14 protein-coding genes are annotated in these 15,999 nt (G+C 56.1%); 12 read left to right on the forward strand and 2 right to left on the reverse strand.

Annotated elements, in window-relative coordinates:
* The first annotated feature begins 46 nt into the window (after nucleotides 1-46).
* From flgH to flgL, 5 genes are all read left to right on the forward strand, one after another.
* A complete protein-coding gene (gene flgH / locus RTU33_RS14320) occupies nucleotides 47-745 on the forward strand; it encodes a flagellar basal body L-ring protein FlgH (protein ID WP_097161253.1) in 699 nt (232 codons plus the stop codon).
* Nucleotides 746-756: 11 nt separating this feature from the next.
* Nucleotides 757-1,854: a flagellar basal body P-ring protein FlgI gene (locus RTU33_RS14325; RefSeq protein WP_312628211.1), complete on the forward strand. Its 1,098-nt coding sequence runs from the start codon at nucleotides 757-759 to the stop codon at nucleotides 1,852-1,854.
* Nucleotides 1,854-2,807, forward strand: a complete 954-nt coding sequence (gene flgJ, locus RTU33_RS14330) for a flagellar assembly peptidoglycan hydrolase FlgJ (protein WP_312628212.1) — start codon at nucleotides 1,854-1,856, stop codon at nucleotides 2,805-2,807. The genes RTU33_RS14325 and flgJ overlap by 1 nt, the downstream gene beginning before the upstream one ends.
* A 74-nt stretch (nucleotides 2,808-2,881) precedes the next feature.
* Nucleotides 2,882-4,525 carry a flagellar hook-associated protein FlgK gene (gene flgK, locus RTU33_RS14335; protein WP_312628213.1) on the forward strand — a complete coding sequence of 548 codons (1,644 nt, stop codon included), beginning with the start codon at nucleotides 2,882-2,884 and terminating at the stop codon, nucleotides 4,523-4,525.
* Between the two features lie 13 nt (nucleotides 4,526-4,538).
* Nucleotides 4,539-5,492 (forward strand): flagellar hook-associated protein FlgL, encoded by a 954-nt coding sequence (gene flgL, locus RTU33_RS14340; RefSeq protein ID WP_312628215.1) that lies wholly within the window; start codon nucleotides 4,539-4,541, stop codon nucleotides 5,490-5,492.
* Between the two features lie 231 nt (nucleotides 5,493-5,723).
* On the opposite strand, the gene rne is transcribed toward flgL, so the two are convergent.
* Nucleotides 5,724-8,879 (reverse strand): ribonuclease E, encoded by a 3,156-nt coding sequence (gene rne / locus RTU33_RS14345; RefSeq protein WP_312628216.1) that lies wholly within the window; start codon nucleotides 8,877-8,879, stop codon nucleotides 5,724-5,726.
* A 694-nt stretch (nucleotides 8,880-9,573) separates the two neighbouring features.
* On the opposite strand from rne, the gene rluC reads away from it, so the two are divergent.
* The gene (rluC, locus tag RTU33_RS14350; RefSeq protein WP_312628217.1) at nucleotides 9,574-10,527 is read left to right on the forward strand and encodes a 23S rRNA pseudouridine(955/2504/2580) synthase RluC; all 954 of its coding nucleotides are present in this window, start codon (nucleotides 9,574-9,576) and stop codon (nucleotides 10,525-10,527) included.
* Nucleotides 10,528-10,599: 72 nt separating this feature from the next.
* Here the strand turns inward: rluC and RTU33_RS14355 are convergent, their stop codons facing one another.
* Nucleotides 10,600-11,184 (reverse strand): nucleoside triphosphate pyrophosphatase, encoded by a 585-nt coding sequence (locus RTU33_RS14355; RefSeq protein ID WP_312628218.1) that lies wholly within the window; start codon nucleotides 11,182-11,184, stop codon nucleotides 10,600-10,602.
* 141 nt (nucleotides 11,185-11,325) lie between these two features.
* Between RTU33_RS14355 and yceD the strand changes: the two genes are divergently transcribed.
* From yceD to fabG, 6 genes are all read left to right on the forward strand, one after another.
* On the forward strand, nucleotides 11,326-11,847 hold the full coding sequence (gene yceD, locus RTU33_RS14360; protein WP_312628219.1) for a 23S rRNA accumulation protein YceD: 522 nt from the start codon (nucleotides 11,326-11,328) through the stop codon (nucleotides 11,845-11,847).
* A 16-nt stretch (nucleotides 11,848-11,863) separates the two neighbouring features.
* On the forward strand, nucleotides 11,864-12,037 hold the full coding sequence (rpmF, locus tag RTU33_RS14365) for a 50S ribosomal protein L32 (RefSeq protein ID WP_000290724.1): 174 nt from the start codon (nucleotides 11,864-11,866) through the stop codon (nucleotides 12,035-12,037).
* A gap of 80 nt (nucleotides 12,038-12,117) precedes the next feature.
* The gene (plsX, locus tag RTU33_RS14370) at nucleotides 12,118-13,152 is read left to right on the forward strand and encodes a phosphate acyltransferase PlsX (RefSeq protein WP_312628222.1); all 1,035 of its coding nucleotides are present in this window, start codon (nucleotides 12,118-12,120) and stop codon (nucleotides 13,150-13,152) included.
* A gap of 6 nt (nucleotides 13,153-13,158) precedes the next feature.
* Entirely contained in the window at nucleotides 13,159-14,112 is a 954-nt protein-coding gene (locus tag RTU33_RS14375) for a beta-ketoacyl-ACP synthase III (RefSeq protein WP_312628224.1), read from the forward strand.
* A gap of 14 nt (nucleotides 14,113-14,126) precedes the next feature.
* Nucleotides 14,127-15,056 carry an ACP S-malonyltransferase gene (gene fabD / locus RTU33_RS14380; RefSeq protein ID WP_312628226.1) on the forward strand — a complete coding sequence of 310 codons (930 nt, stop codon included), beginning with the start codon at nucleotides 14,127-14,129 and terminating at the stop codon, nucleotides 15,054-15,056.
* 19 nt (nucleotides 15,057-15,075) lie between these two features.
* A complete protein-coding gene (gene fabG, locus RTU33_RS14385; protein ID WP_312628227.1) occupies nucleotides 15,076-15,810 on the forward strand; it encodes a 3-oxoacyl-ACP reductase FabG in 735 nt (244 codons plus the stop codon).
* Nucleotides 15,811-15,999: the final 189 nt, after the last annotated feature.

The following is a 15,999-nucleotide window of genomic DNA, read 5'->3' on the forward strand; positions in this document are numbered from 1 at the left end:
GGTGCAGATGTCCTGCACCGGTTTTTTGATTCAGAAGATAAGAGCAATGCAAAAATCCTCAGCGTTTCGTTATCCGCTTTTCGTGGTCCTGGCCCTGACTCAGGCCGGATGCGCATGGATCCCCTCAAAACCGCTGGTGGAAGGGGCGACAACCGCGCAGCCCGTACCCGGCCCGGTGCCGGTGGTCAATGGCTCAATTTTCCAGAGCGCGCAGCCCATTAACTACGGCTATCAGCCGCTGTTTGAAGACCGTCGTCCGCGCAACATTGGCGATACGCTGACCATCCAGCTGCAGGAAAACGTCAGCGCGTCGAAAAGCTCGTCGGCAAACGCCAGCCGCGATGGCAAAACGAATTTCGGCTTCGACACCGTGCCGCGCTATTTGCAGGGCCTGTTTGGCAATGCGCGCGCCGACGTGGAAGCTTCTGGCGGCAACTCCTTTAACGGTAAAGGAGGGGCCAATGCCAGCAACACCTTCAGCGGTACGCTGACAGTGACGGTCGATCAGGTACTGGCAAACGGTAACCTGCACGTGGTGGGTGAGAAGCAAATCGCCATCAACCAGGGAACCGAATTTATTCGCTTCTCCGGCGTCGTCAATCCGCGCACCATCAGCGGCAGCAACACCGTGCCGTCCACGCAGGTGGCGGATGCCCGTATCGAATATGTTGGCAACGGCTACATCAATGAAGCGCAGAACATGGGCTGGCTCCAGCGTTTCTTCCTTAACTTATCGCCGATGTAACGAGGTGGAACATGTTTAAAACACTGGCGGGCATTGCCCTGGTTCTGGTGGCGACCTTCGCCCAGGCCGACCGCATTCGCGACCTCACCAGCGTGCAGGGCGTGCGGGAAAACTCCCTGATTGGCTATGGCCTGGTGGTGGGCCTTGACGGCACCGGCGACCAGACAACCCAAACGCCGTTTACCACCCAAAGCCTGAACAACATGCTCTCGCAGCTCGGGATCACCGTGCCGGCGGGCACCAACATGCAGTTGAAAAATGTGGCGGCGGTGATGGTTACCGCCCAGCTTCCGGCGTTTGGCCGTCAGGGCCAGACCATTGACGTGGTGGTGTCATCGATGGGTAACGCCAAAAGCCTGCGCGGCGGCACGCTGTTAATGACGCCGCTGAAAGGGGTCGACAGCCAGGTCTATGCGCTGGCGCAGGGGAATATCCTGGTCGGTGGTGCCGGGGCGGCGGCAGGCGGCAGCAGCGTGCAGGTGAACCAGCTGAACGGCGGGCGCATCACCGGCGGCGCGACCATTGAACGCGAGCTGCCGAGCCAGTTCGGCGCAGGCAATACCATCAATCTGCAGCTGAACGAAGATGATTTCGGCATGGCTCAGCAGATTGCCGACACCATCAACCGCCGCGGCGGCTATGGTAACGCCACGGCGCTCGATGCGCGTACCGTGCAGATCCGCGCCTCCAGCGGCGGCAGTAATCAGGTGCGTTTGCTGGCGGATATTCAGAATCTGGAAGTGGGCGTTACGCCGCAGGATGCGAAAGTAATCATCAACTCCCGTACCGGGTCCGTGGTGATGAACCGCGAAGTGACGCTCGACAGCTGTGCGGTCGCGCAGGGCAATCTGTCGGTCACGGTCAACCGCTCCGCCCAGGTCAGCCAGCCGGATACGCCGTTTGGCGGCGGTTCAACGGTGGTGACGCCACAGACGCAGATCGACCTGCGACAGAGCGGCGGCGCGATGCAGAGCATTCGTTCCAGCGCCAATCTGAACAACGTTGTGCGGGCGCTGAACGCGCTGGGCGCATCGCCAATCGAGCTGATGTCGATTCTCCAGTCGATGCAGAGCGCAGGCTGCCTGCGTGCCAAAGTGGAAATTATCTGATGCTGGGCGACAGCAAGCTGATGGCGAGCGCGGCCTGGGACGCGCAGTCGCTGAACGACCTGAAGGCGAAGGCCGGGAAAGATCCACAGGCAAACTTAAGGCCAGTGGCCCGGCAGGTCGAGGGTATGTTCGTGCAGATGATGCTGAAAAGCATGCGTGAGGCGCTGCCGAAAGACGGCCTGTTCAGTAGCGATCAGACGCGGCTTTACACCAGTATGTACGATCAGCAAATTGCTCAGCAGATGACGGCGGGCAAAGGGCTTGGGCTGGCGGATGAAATGGTCCGCCAGATGACCGCAGCCCAGGGTGGGCCGAGTGATGCGCCTGCCCAGGTGCCGCTTAAGTTCGATCCTGCAACCGTCACCAGCTATCAAAATTCGGCGCTGACGCAGATGGTGCGCAAGGCGATGCCGAAAGCTCCGGATGCCAGCGATGCCGCAGACGTGCCGGGCGACAGCCACGACTTCCTCGCCCAGCTTTCCCTTCCGGCAAAACTTGCCAGTGAGCAGAGCGGGATCCCGCATCACCTGATTCTCGCCCAGGCGGCGCTGGAGTCTGGCTGGGGGCAGCGGCAGATTCGCCGGGAAAACGGCGAGCCGAGCTTCAACCTCTTCGGGGTGAAAGCATCGTCCGACTGGAAAGGCAAGGTTACGGAGATCACCACCACCGAATATGAAAACGGGGAGATGAAGAAGGTGAAAGCCCGTTTCCGCGTTTACGGCTCTTATCTGGAAGCGTTGTCTGATTACGTCGGCCTGCTGACCCGCAACCCGCGCTATGCGGCAGTCACCTCGGCGGCAACGCCAGAGCAGGGCGCTCAGGCATTGCAAAGAGCAGGTTATGCCACTGACCCGAACTATGCCCGCAAGCTTACGGGGATGATCCAGCAGCTTAAATCAATGGGCGAAAAGGTGAGCAAAGCCTACGGCAACGATATCGAAAATCTGTTCTGAAACCGCTCAAGTTCAGCTGACCGGTGCCGATAATTCTGGTCAGGACTCGTGTCTAAAAGAATAAAGGAACCTCCATGTCCAGTTTAATGAATAGCGCAATGAGCGGCCTCGGTGCGGCTCAGGCGGCGCTGAATACCGTCAGTAACAACATCGCCAGCTATAACGTGTCCGGCTATACCCGCCAGACGACGATACTTTCGGCGGCGAACAGTACGCTGGGCGCAGGCGGCTGGGTGGGCAATGGGGTAACGGTCTCCAGCGTACAGCGCGAGTACAATGCCTTCATCACCAATCAGCTGAACGCGGCGCAGAATCAGAGTAGCGGTCTGACCACGCGCTATCAGCAGATGTCGAAAATTGACGATTTGATGTCGGACACCACCAACTCCATTTCCGCAACGTTGCAGGATTTCTACGCCAGCCTGCAAACGCTGGTCAGCAATGCTGAAGATCCGGCCGCGCGTCAGTCTGTACTTGGAAAAGCGCAGGGGCTGGTAAACCAGTTCAAGACCACCGATCAGTATCTGCGCGATCAGGACAAACAGGTTAACGGCGCGATTGCCTCGTCGGTGGCGCAGATCAACAACTACTCGCAGCAGATAGCGACGCTGAACGACAAAATATCCAAACTGACCGGCGTCGGGGCGGGAGCTTCGCCTAACGACCTGCTGGACCAGCGCGATCAGCTGGTCAGCCAGCTCAACCAGCTGGTGGGCGTGGAAGTGAACGTGCAGGACGGCGGCACGTATAACATCACCATGGCCAACGGTTACAACCTGGTGCAGGGCAGTAATGCTCACCAGCTGGCGGCTGTGCCAAGCAGCGCCGATCCGTCGCGCACCACGGTCGCGTACGTTGATAACGTCGCAGGCAATATTGAAATCCCTGAAAAATTGCTGACCACCGGTTCACTCGGCGGTCTGCTGACCTTCCGCTCCCAGGATCTCGACCAGACGCGCAATAGCCTGAATCAGATGGCGCAGGCCTTTGCCGATGCATTCAACAAACAGAATGCGCAGGGGATTGATGCCAACGGTGATGTCGGCGGGAATTTCTTCAATATTGGCGGCCCGACAACGCTCAGCAACACTAAAAATACAGGTGATGCCACGCTGAGTGCGAAAATTACCGATAGCACTCAGGTCCAGGCGACCGACTACAAGGTGAGCTTCGACGGCACCAGCTGGCAGGTGACGCGTCTGTCCGATAACACCCCAGTGACGCCGACGGTCGAAAGCGACGGTAGCCTGAGTTTTGACGGTCTGAACATCAGCGTCAGCGGCTCGGCGAACAAAAACGACAGCTTCACCGTGAAGCCGGTCGCTAACGCCATCGTCAACATGAGCGTGGCGCTGAGTGATTCCGGCAAGATTGCGATGGGCGTTGATGACGCGGAAAGTGGCGAAAGCGATAACCGTAATGGCCAGGCGCTGCTTGACCTGCAAAACAGTAAGCTGGTGGGCGGCAATAAAACCGTTAACGATGCTTATGCTTCGCTGGTCAGCGACGTGGGGAACAAAACCTCGACGCTGGAAACCAGCAGCACCACTCAGGGCAACGTTGTGACGCAGCTTACCAAACAGCAGCAGTCCATTTCCGGCGTTAACCTCGATGAAGAGTACGGCAACCTGCAGCTGTATCAGCAGTACTATCTGGCGAATGCCCAGGTAATGCAGACCGCCAGCACGCTTTTCGACGCGCTGATCAATATTCGCTAAGGAGACGTGACGGATGCGTATCAGTACCTTAATGATGTACCAGCAGACGATGGGCGGCATTACTAACTCCCAATCTTCCTGGCTGAAATATGGCGAGCAGATGTCCACTGGCCTGCGCGTGAACCGCCCTTCAGACGATCCTATTGCTGCCTCTCAGGCCGTAGTGCTGTCTCAGGCCCAGGCGCAGACCGCACAGTTTGCTTCTGCCCGCAGCTTTGCCACGCAGCGTATCTCGCAGGAAACCAACACGCTTTCTTCCGTGACGACTGCCATTCAGACGGCACAGGAAAAAATCGTCTATGCCGGGAACGGCACGCTTAGCGACGATGACCGCGCGTCGCTGGCGACCGATCTACAGGGGATTCGCGATCAGCTGATGAACCTGGCGAACAGCCAGGACGGTAACGGTCGCTATATGTTTGCCGGGTATAAAACGGACAGCGCGCCGTTTGACTCAGCAACCGGAGCCTATACGGGCGGCACCACTAACGTCGAGCAGCAGGTGGATTCTTCCCGTTCGATGGTCATCGGTCATACCGGCGACAAAATTTTCGACGCCGTTACGCCAAATGCGGTGAAGAACCCGGATGGCACGCTGCCGGAACAAAACCTGTTTAAGCTACTCGATAGCGCGATTGCTGCGCTGAAAACGCCGGTGGCAGACGACGATGCCGCTCAGGCGACGGCCCAGGCAACCATTGATGAAACCAACCGCGGCCTGCGTAATTCACTGAACAACGTGCTGAGCGTGCAGGCAGAAGTGGGTACGCAGCTGAACGAACTTGATAAGCTCAACGCCCTGGGCGATGACCGTAAGCTGAGTCAGACTCAGCAGATGAGCGACCTGGTCAATGTGGACTGGAACGCCACCATTTCCAACTACACCATGCAGCAGGCAGCGCTTCAGGCGTCCTACAAAGCCTTTACCGATATGCAGGGCATGTCGCTGTTCCAGTTGAATAAATAGCCCGGTTTTGAACATGCCCTGAAAAAGCCATGTTCTCTGTGCCCGCGCCACTCACCCCGGCGCGGGCTTTTTTTTATCTGATTACGGGCGACAAAACGCTGCCAGGCGGCGCTGCGCTTACCTGACCTACGGGGGATTTGTAGGCCGGATTAGCGAAGCGCCATCCGGCATCAGGGATGTCTCAGGACATAAAAAAACCGCCCGAAGGCGGTTTAGTGAGGCTTTTGTCGCTTAGTCGTTTGACTGTGGGCGAGTAGGGCCGGCGGTTGCCGTGTGGGTGGCGCTGTGGCCACCGGCTGCGCCTTTACCTTCGAAGCCGAAGGCCGGGCGAACCCAGTCGCTGTGACGCGGTGCTTCCGGCACATATTCCGGTGCTGGTGCACGCGTCATCGGGGCGGTTGCGTGTTTGTTAGCGACCACGGCTGGTTGTTCAGCAACGGCAGCCTTGACCGGCGTTTCAACTGCCGGAGCTGGTGCGGCAACTGGCGCTGGCGCTTCTACCGCCGCTGGCTGAGCTGCAGCGATAACGCTTTCCACTTCTTCCACTGCGGCGGGCTCTGCCACGGCTGGTTTCGCTTCTTCCGCTACGGTTTCTGCGACAACAGCATCCACTTCAGCAATGATCTGCGGCGCTTCATCAACAGGCGCAGCAATCACTTCCGGATGCGTGGTTTCCACAACAGGTGCTGTTACTTCAGCTTCCACTGCCTGCGGTTCTGCCACTACAGCAGGTTCATCAGCTGCGACTGGTGCAGCTGCTTCAGCAACTGGCGCTGGCGCTTCGACCGGGGCAATTTCAATGACTGGCGCAACGGTTTCCTGTTCGCGAGTCTCTTCTGCCAGGTTCTCCTGAGCGCGAGCCACCGGATAGCTGATCCACACTTTACCGGAAGCCATTTCTGGCGATGCGCAGGCAACGGTCAGCGGCATGGCGGACTGGGTCGGGTAACGCTCATCGCGGTAGCGACGACGACGCTGGCCGCTCACGCGCAGGTGGCGCGGAGAACGACGGGAGCGACGCGGCATGCCTGCGGTATCACGACCTTCTGCGTTTTCGTCTTCAGCCTGTACGTCAACGACGGCTGGCAGATCGACTTTAGCAAGCTCAGTGCTGGTAGCCGGAACAGCTTCAAGCGGGGCTGCGGTTTCACCAACAGCTGCGGTTCTTTCCGCGGTTTCTGCGGCGGTTTCGATGCGGACTTTCTGCGCCAGGTTACGCTGCTTGCGACGCGGCATAGTCTGAACGCGTTCTTCCTGTTCGGTTTCCTGAACTGGCTGCTCGGCCTGAACTTTTACGTCCGGCTGTGCCTGACGCTTGTCATCATTACGACGACGGTTACGTTCACGGCGCGGCGGCTGCTCGTCGCGGGATTTCGCTTTATCTGCGTCTTCCACCACGTTCTGCTGGCGTGCTTCACGGGTTTCAGCGTTCTGCTGCGGCTTCTCACGACGGTTGCGGCGGTTGTCTTCGCGACCTTCGCTGTTCTCACCACGATTATCGCGGTCACCACGCTCGCCACGGTTATCGCGACGGTCGTTGCGATCACGGTCATTACGGTCGCGGCGGTTAGACTGACGAGAACGGCGACGATCCTGCTGGCGCTCTGGTTTCTCTTCTTTTTTAACCGGTTCAGGCTCAGCCACGGCTGGCGCTTCGCTGCTGAACATTGACTTCAGCGCACCGAGAATGCGGGAAACCAGACCCGGTGCAGCAGGGGCTACTGCTTTTGCTTCCGGTGCAGCGGCTTTCGCCACTTCAGCGACCGGTGCAGGAGGTGCATCCGGCATCACGAACGTTGCCAGAGCAGGCTGCTCAGGGCGTTTACGTTCAGCTGGTTCATCCTCAGACGGCATTGCCATCTCTTCTTCGTGCAGTTTCGGCAGCAGATAGCTCAGGGTCTGAGTCTCTTCGCCTTTACGAACGCGCAGCACGGAGTAGTGTGGGGTTTCCATCTGATCGTTTGGTACGACGATGCAGCGCACGCCACCCTGACGGGTTTCGATGGCGCTGATGGCCGCACGTTTTTCGTTCAGCAGGTAAGACGCTACCTGAACAGGAACGATCGCGTGGACTTCCTGGGTGTTCTCTTTCAGCGCTTCTTCTTCAATCAGACGCAGAATAGACAGCGCCAGAGATTCGTTATCACGGATGGTGCCGGTGCCGCTACAGCGTGGGCAAACGTGATGGCTGGACTCACCGAGCGACGGGCTCAGGCGCTGACGGGACATCTCCAGCAGGCCGAAGCGAGAGATGTGGCTGATCTGAATGCGCGCACGATCCTGACGGACGGCTTCACGCAGACGGTTTTCCACCGCACGCTGGTGACGAACTGGCGTCATGTCGATAAAGTCGATAACGATCAGGCCGCCGAGGTCACGCAGACGCAGCTGGCGAGCGATTTCATCGGCTGCTTCCAGGTTGGTGTTGAAAGCGGTTTCTTCGATGTCGCCACCGCGGGTTGCACGCGCGGAGTTAATGTCGATAGCGGTCAGCGCTTCGGTACTGTCGATAACGATAGAACCACCGGACGGCAGACGCACTTCGCGCTGGAACGCAGATTCAATCTGCGACTCGATTTGATAGTGGCTGAACAGCGGGATTTCACCGGTGTAGAGCTTAATTTTGCTGCTGAAATCCGGACGACCGAGCGCGGCGATGTGCTGGCGAGCCAGCTCAAGCACTTTCGGGTTATCAATGAGGATTTCGCCGATGTCCTGACGCAGGTAGTCACGGAAAGCACGCACGATAACGTTACTTTCCTGGTGAATCAGGAACGGAGCAGGACGGCTTTCGGAGGCTTTCTGGATGGCTTCCCAGTGCTTCAGGCGGAAGCTGAGATCCCACTGCAGCGCTTCGGCAGATTTGCCGACGCCTGCGGTGCGCACGATCAGGCCCATGCCGTCCGGCAGCTGCAGGCTGGAAAGGGCTTCTTTCAGTTCGGTACGATCGTCACCTTCGATGCGACGGGAAATACCACCGGCGCGTGGGTTGTTCGGCATCAGTACCAGATAGCTGCCCGCAAGGCTGATAAAGGTAGTCAGCGCTGCGCCTTTGTTGCCACGCTCTTCTTTATCGATCTGCACAATGACTTCCTGGCCTTCACGCAGCACATCTTTGATGTTCGGGCGGCCATGAGCATTGTAGTTAGCAGGGAAGTATTCGCGGGCGATTTCTTTGAGGGGGAGGAAACCGTGACGCTCGGCACCGTAGTCAACGAATGCGGCTTCAAGGCTGGGTTCAATACGGGTAATTTTGCCTTTGTAGATGTTCGCTTTTTTCTGTTCGTGTCCTGGGCTTTCGATATCCAGATCGTACAGACGCTGCCCATCAACGAGGGCGACACGCAACTCTTCTTGCTGAGTGGCGTTGATTAACATTCTTTTCATCGTAACTTACTCATTATTCTTGCATTGACGACTAAGCTACGGGCAGAGTTTTCCTTGCCGGGGGTAAACCGATGGCCTCGTGACTGTTCACGTCGCCAACCTCACGGTTGTCGCTCGCTTAAGAGGCGCAAAGTGTCGGTAGCCTGTGTTTCAAACGGAAACACAGCGCAATTATTCAGGGGAACAGCCTGGGAAAATTCTCCAGAGAAGGTTCCTTCTATACTCATAGTCTTTCAAGTTGCAGGTGCGTTGGCTTCACCTGCTTACCCCAGCCATCTACTGGAGTAGCGCCTGGAGATCCCAGGTTTGCCGCCTTCCTGCAGCTTGAAATAGAGAGTATCAACCGGTAAGGACTGCAACCCGCAGCCCGCTAACTGTCTGAAAGATAAATACGTCTTACGCCATTGCTGCATAAAAAATCGTTCAGACAAAATGGGTCATTCCGTTTACTGCTTGTACTTACAAGGACTCAGCACGGAAAACGGCATCATTATTCCCTGCTAACCTTGTTATAGCAAGATGACTTTTACCATTTATCACCCAGTTACTCACAGTTTTTTCACTTCCCGGAACCGATTGCTCTAATAAGCAGCAATCCAGTCAGTGCATCAAAAAATGAGTACCGCAACGAAGTTAATATAAGCACAGAAAAAGGAGTGGCGCGAATGCCTGTGCCTCTTTAGAATCGCCCCCCATGAAAACTGAGACACCGACCGTAAAAATGGTTGCCATCGCCGACGATGAGGCGGGGCAACGAATTGACAACTTTTTGCGCACCCAGCTGAAGGGCGTGCCAAAAAGCATGATTTATCGCATCCTGCGTAAAGGTGAAGTGCGCGTAAATAAAAAGCGCGTGAAGCCGGAATATAAGCTGGAAGCGGGCGATGAAGTGCGTATCCCGCCGGTGCGCGTAGCCGAACGTGAAGAGGACGCGGTATCGCCGCATCTGCAAAAAGTTGCCGCACTGAGCGACGTTATCCTTTATGAAGATGACCATATTCTGGTGCTGAATAAGCCATCAGGCACGGCGGTGCATGGCGGCAGCGGCTTGAGCTTCGGCGTGATTGAAGGGCTGCGTGCGCTGCGCCCTGAAGCGCGGTTCCTTGAACTGGTACATCGTCTTGACCGCGATACATCAGGCGTGCTGCTGGTTGCGAAGAAACGTTCTGCGCTTCGCTCATTACACGAGCAGCTGCGTGAGAAAGGTATGCAGAAAGATTATCTGGCGCTGGTTCGCGGCCAGTGGCAGTCGCATACGAAAGTGGTGCAGGCACCATTACTGAAAAACATTCTGCAAAGCGGCGAGCGCATCGTGCGCGTCAGCCAGGAAGGAAAACCTTCGGAAACCCGTTTTAAGGTTGAAGAGCGATTTGAGTTTGCGACGCTGGTTCGCTGTAGCCCGGTAACCGGACGAACCCACCAGATCCGCGTTCATACGCTTCACGCCGGTCATCCGATTGCGTTTGACGACAGATATGGCGACCGGGAGTTTGATAAGCAACTGGCAGGCACAGGATTAAACCGCCTGTTCCTGCACGCCGCCGCGCTGAAGTTTACGCATCCTGGAACAGGTGAAACGCTGCGTATTGAAGCGCCAATGGACAATGGGCTCAAGCACTGTCTGAAGGTGTTACGAAGCCAGAAGTGATACCCCAGCGCCCCGAAAGGGGCGTTCTGCTATTTGTCGGTCGGGTGAGCGCAGTCCCCCGACGTTGTTCAGTCAACGTAATAGCGGATTAAACTGCTCATTACGCAGCATTTTGCATAAGGCAATCAGCGGCAACCCTATCAGCGTGTTCGGATCGCGCCCATCCAGACGCTCGAACAGAGAAATACCTAACCCTTCACTCTTAAAGCTGCCGGCACAGTTCAGCGGCTGCTCTTTCTGGATGTAATGATGAATCTCAGCGTCGCTCAGATGACGAAAGTGAACGTCAAACGGCTCGCATTCGGTTTGCAGGTGACCGTTAGCGCTGTTATAGAGCGCCAGTCCTGTATAGAAGGTCACGACGTGTCCACTGGCCTCACGCAGCTGGCTACGCGCCTTTTCTTCGGTGTGCGGTTTACCGGCAATTTTCCCACCCAGCACGCAGACCTGATCGGATCCAATAATAAGATGATCGGGGAAGCGTTTTGCCAGCGCCATCGCTTTGGCCTGGGCCAGTCTTAATACGAGCTGACGCGGAGATTCGCCGGGCAGGGCAAGCTCATCAACTTCAGGAGCGGCGCACTGGAAGGGGACCTCGAGCTTTTTCAGCAGTTCGCGGCGATAAGGTGAGGTGGAGGCTAGAATAAGCTGCGGCATAATTTTTTAACCAGGATCTGGTGATTCGGATTGCGACATTTTAAACTACAGGCCGCAATGTGTGCGAATAATTGGCAAAAGGCTCCCGCGGGTGCCTTTTTCTTTGACTCTATGACGTTACAAAGTTAATATGCGCGCCCTATGCAAAAGGTAAAATTACCCCTGACTCTTGATCCGGTTCGCACCGCTCAAAAACGCCTCGACTACGAGGGTGTTTACACCCCGGAGCAGGTGGAGCGTCTTGCCGAGTCTGTAGTCAGTGTGGACAGTGATGTGGAATGCGACATGACGTTCGCCATCGACAACCAGCGTCTCGCCGTTATTAAGGGCGATGCAAAGGTGGCGGTGACTCTCGAATGCCAGCGCTGCGGGAAACCGTTCCCCCTTGCCGTTCACACAACGTATTGTTTCAGCCCGGTCAAAAATGATGAGCAGGCTGAAGCACTCCCGGAAGCGTATGAACCGATTCAGGTTAACGAATACGGTGAAATCGATCTGCGGGCTTTAGTCGAGGATGAAATTATCCTCTCTTTGCCTGTGGTTCCGGTGCATGATTCTGAACACTGTGAAGTGTCCGACGCGGACATGGTCTTTGGCGAACTGCCTGAAGAGGCACAAAAACCAAACCCATTTGCCGTATTAGCCAGCTTAAAGCGTAAGTAATTGAGGAGTAAGGTCCATGGCCGTACAACAGAATAAACCAACTCGTTCCAAACGTGGCATGCGTCGTTCCCATGACGCTCTGACTGCAGTTACCAGCCTGTCTGTAGACAAGACTTCTGGTGAGAAACACCTGCGTCACCACATCACTGCCGACGGTTTCTACCGCGGTCGCAAGGTTATCGCTAAGTAATCACGCGCAAGCGTGATGAAGCTTAGTGAGGATTTCCCCGCGCAAGCGGGGGATACACCGAACCAGGCGGCGACGAAACCTTGACACGTCTGACCTTAGCGTTGGATGTCATGGGGGGCGATTTTGGCCCTTCCGTGACGGTGCCTGCAGCCTTGCAGGCACTGCACGCTAACCCACAGCTCTCGCTTCTTCTCGTCGGTGACCCCGACACCATAACGCCATTACTTGCCAAAGCTGACTTCGAACAACGTTCACGTCTGCAGATTATCCCTGCCCAGTCAGTTATTGCCAGTGATGTCCGCCCGGCTCAGGCGATTCGCAACAGCCGGGGAAGCTCGATGCGTATTGCGCTTGAGTTGGTGAAAGAAGGAAGGGCCCAGGCCTGCGTCAGTGCCGGCAATACCGGTGCGCTGATGGGGCTGGCAAAATTACTGCTTAAACCTATTGAAGGGATTGAGCGCCCGGCGCTGGTGACGATTTTACCGCATCAGCAAAAAGGCAAAACGGTGGTGCTGGATTTAGGTGCCAACGTCGATTGCGACAGTACCATGCTGGTGCAGTTTGCGGTGATGGGCGCCGTGATGGCCGAAGAAGTGGCTGGCATCTCGAAACCGCGCGTTGCGCTACTGAACATTGGCGAAGAAGAGACCAAGGGGCTCGACAGCATTCGCGATGCCTCTGCGATGCTGAAAAATGTCGAATCCCTCAACTATATTGGTTATCTCGAAGCCAACGAATTATTAACCGGCAAAACTGATGTGCTGGTTTGTGACGGTTTTACGGGAAACGTCACATTAAAAACGATGGAAGGCGTTGTCAGAATGTTTCTTTCCCTGCTGAAATCTCAGGGCGAGGGGAAAAAACGACCGTGGTGGCTGAAAATTTTGAAGCATTGGTTACAAAAAAGCCTCTCAAGGCGATTCAGTCACCTCAACCCCGACCAGTATAATGGCGCCTGTCTGTTAGGATTGCGCGGCACGGTGATTAAGAGTCATGGTGCAGCCAATCAGCGCGCGTTTAGCGTGGCGATTGAACAGGCAGTGCAGGCGGTGCAGCGTGAGGTCCCACAGCGGATCGCCGCTCGCCTCGAATCTGTATTACCACCAAAAGACTGAGCGTACATGTATACGAAGATTGTAGGTACCGGCAGCTATCTGCCTGAACAAGTGCGTACGAACGCCGATCTGGAAAAAATGGTGGATACGTCTGACGAGTGGATTGTCACCCGCACAGGTATCCGTGAGCGTCGTATCGCCGCGCCAGATGAAACTGTCTCAACCATGGGCTATGAAGCCGCTAAGCGCGCGCTGGACATGGCGGGTATCGATGCTGAACAGATTGGCCTGATTATAGTGGCAACCACATCTGCGACCCATGCTTTCCCAAGTGCCGCATGCCAAATCCAGTCCATGCTGGGGATTAAGGGTTGCCCGGCGTTTGACGTTGCGGCCGCCTGCGCAGGCTTTACCTACGCGCTGAGCATTGCCGATCAGTATGTGAAGTCTGGTGCCGTGAAGCACGCGCTGGTTATCGGTGCCGACGTGCTGGCTCGCACCTGCGATCCAACCGATCGCGGCACGATCATTATTTTTGGCGATGGCGCAGGAGCCGTCGTACTCAGTGCTTCAGAAGAGCCAGGGATCATCTCCACGCACCTGCATGCGGATGGTAACTACGGCGAGCTGCTGACGCTGCCGAACGCAGACCGCGTTCATCCGGAAAACTCGATTCACCTGACCATGGCAGGGAATGAAGTCTTCAAGGTCGCGGTGAAAGAGCTGGCTAACATCGTTGAAGAGACGTTGGCGGCTAATCATCTTGAGCGTACTGCCCTCGACTGGCTGGTGCCGCATCAGGCTAACCTGCGCATCATCAGCGCGACGGCGAAAAAGCTGGGCATGCCGATGGAGAACGTGGTTGTCACGCTCGATCGTCATGGCAACACTTCCGCTGCATCCGTGCCGTGCGCGTTTGATGAAGCCGTACGCGATGGCCGCATTAAGCGCGGTCAGCTTGTGCTGCTCGAAGCCTTCGGCGGTGGTTTCACCTGGGGCTCTGCACTGGTTCGTTTCTAATTAAGGATTATAAGATGACGCAATTTGCATTTGTGTTTCCGGGACAGGGGTCTCAGACCGTTGGCATGTTAGCCGATATGGCTGCGAGCTATCCGGTTATCGAAGAAACCTTCGCAGAAGCCTCTGCGGCGCTCGGCTATGACCTGTGGGCATTGACCCAGCAGGGCCCGGCAGAAGAACTGAACAAAACCTGGCAGACTCAGCCTGCGCTGCTGACTGCCTCCGTCGCACTGTATCGTGTCTGGCAGCAGCAGGGCGGTAAAGCGCCTGCGCTGATGGCTGGTCACAGCCTTGGTGAATACTCAGCGCTGGTTTGTGCTGGCGTGATTGCCTTCGCTGATGCGGTGAAGCTGGTCGAACTTCGTGGAAAATTCATGCAGGAAGCCGTGCCTGAAGGTACGGGTGGCATGTCTGCGATCATCGGTCTGGACGATGCAGCTATCGCCAAAGCATGCGAAGAGTCTGCTGAAGGGCAGGTGGTTTCCCCGGTAAACTTCAACTCTCCAGGCCAGGTGGTTATCGCCGGGCACAAAGAAGCCGTTGAGCGTGCTGGTGCCGCCTGTAAAGCTTCGGGCGCTAAGCGTGCGCTGCCTCTGCCGGTGAGCGTTCCTTCACACTGTGCGCTAATGAAGCCTGCCGCTGAGAAGCTGGCTGTTGAACTCGCAAAAATCACCTTTAATGCACCGCAGATCCCGGTTATCAATAACGTGGATGTGAAGTGTGAAGCGGCCGCAGACGCGATTCGTGATGCGCTGGTTCGCCAGCTCTACAGCCCGGTACAGTGGACCAAAACCGTTGAGTTTATGGCTACCCAGGGCGTTGAACACCTGTATGAAGTGGGCCCGGGTAAAGTCCTCACCGGGCTGACAAAACGTATTGTTGACACCCTGACTGCCTCGGCCATTAACGAGCCGGCGGCGATGTCAGCGGCGCTTGAGCAATAAGAAGAGGAAAAGCAAAACCATGAGTTTTGAAGGAAAAGTTGCGCTGGTTACCGGTGCAAGCCGCGGCATTGGCCGTGCTATCGCTGAAACGCTCGTTGCCCGTGGCGCGAAAGTTGTCGGAACCGCTACCAGCGAAAATGGTGCTCAGGCCATCAGCGATTATCTGGGTGCAAACGGTAAAGGTCTGATGTTGAATGTGACCGATCCGGCATCTATCGAATCTGTTCTGGAAAATATTCGCGCAGAGTTTGGCGAAGTGGATATTCTGGTCAATAATGCCGGAATCACTCGCGATAACCTGTTAATGCGAATGAAAGATGATGAGTGGAACGACATTCTCGAAACCAACCTGTCATCAGTTTTCCGTCTGTCAAAAGCGGTAATGCGAGCTATGATGAAAAAGCGTCATGGTCGTATTATCACTATCGGTTCTGTGGTTGGTACCATGGGAAATGCTGGTCAGGCCAACTACGCTGCGGCGAAAGCGGGCTTGATCGGTTTCAGTAAATCGCTGGCGCGTGAAGTTGCGTCCCGCGGTATTACGGTGAACGTTGTTGCTCCGGGCTTCATTGAAACGGACATGACGCGTGCGCTGTCAGACGATCAGCGTGCGGGTATTCTGGCGCAAGTTCCAGCGGGTCGCCTTGGCGATGCAAAAGAAATCGCCAGTGCGGTTGCATTCTTAGCGTCTGATGAAGCAGGTTACATCTCTGGTGAAACTCTGCACGTCAACGGCGGGATGTACATGGTCTGACCGTAGTTTGCACAAAATGCTCAGGAACCGCGCACTCTGTGCGATTCTGAGCAGCAATATGTGCAAAATGATTTGCGTTATGAGGGCAAACACCCGCAAAATAGCGTAAAATCGTGGTAAGACCTGCCGGGATTTAGTTGCAAATTTTTCAACATTTTATACACTACGAAAACCATCGCGAAAGCGAGT

The organism is Scandinavium sp. (assembly GCF_032012665.1).
GTDB lineage: Bacteria > Pseudomonadota > Gammaproteobacteria > Enterobacterales > Enterobacteriaceae > Scandinavium.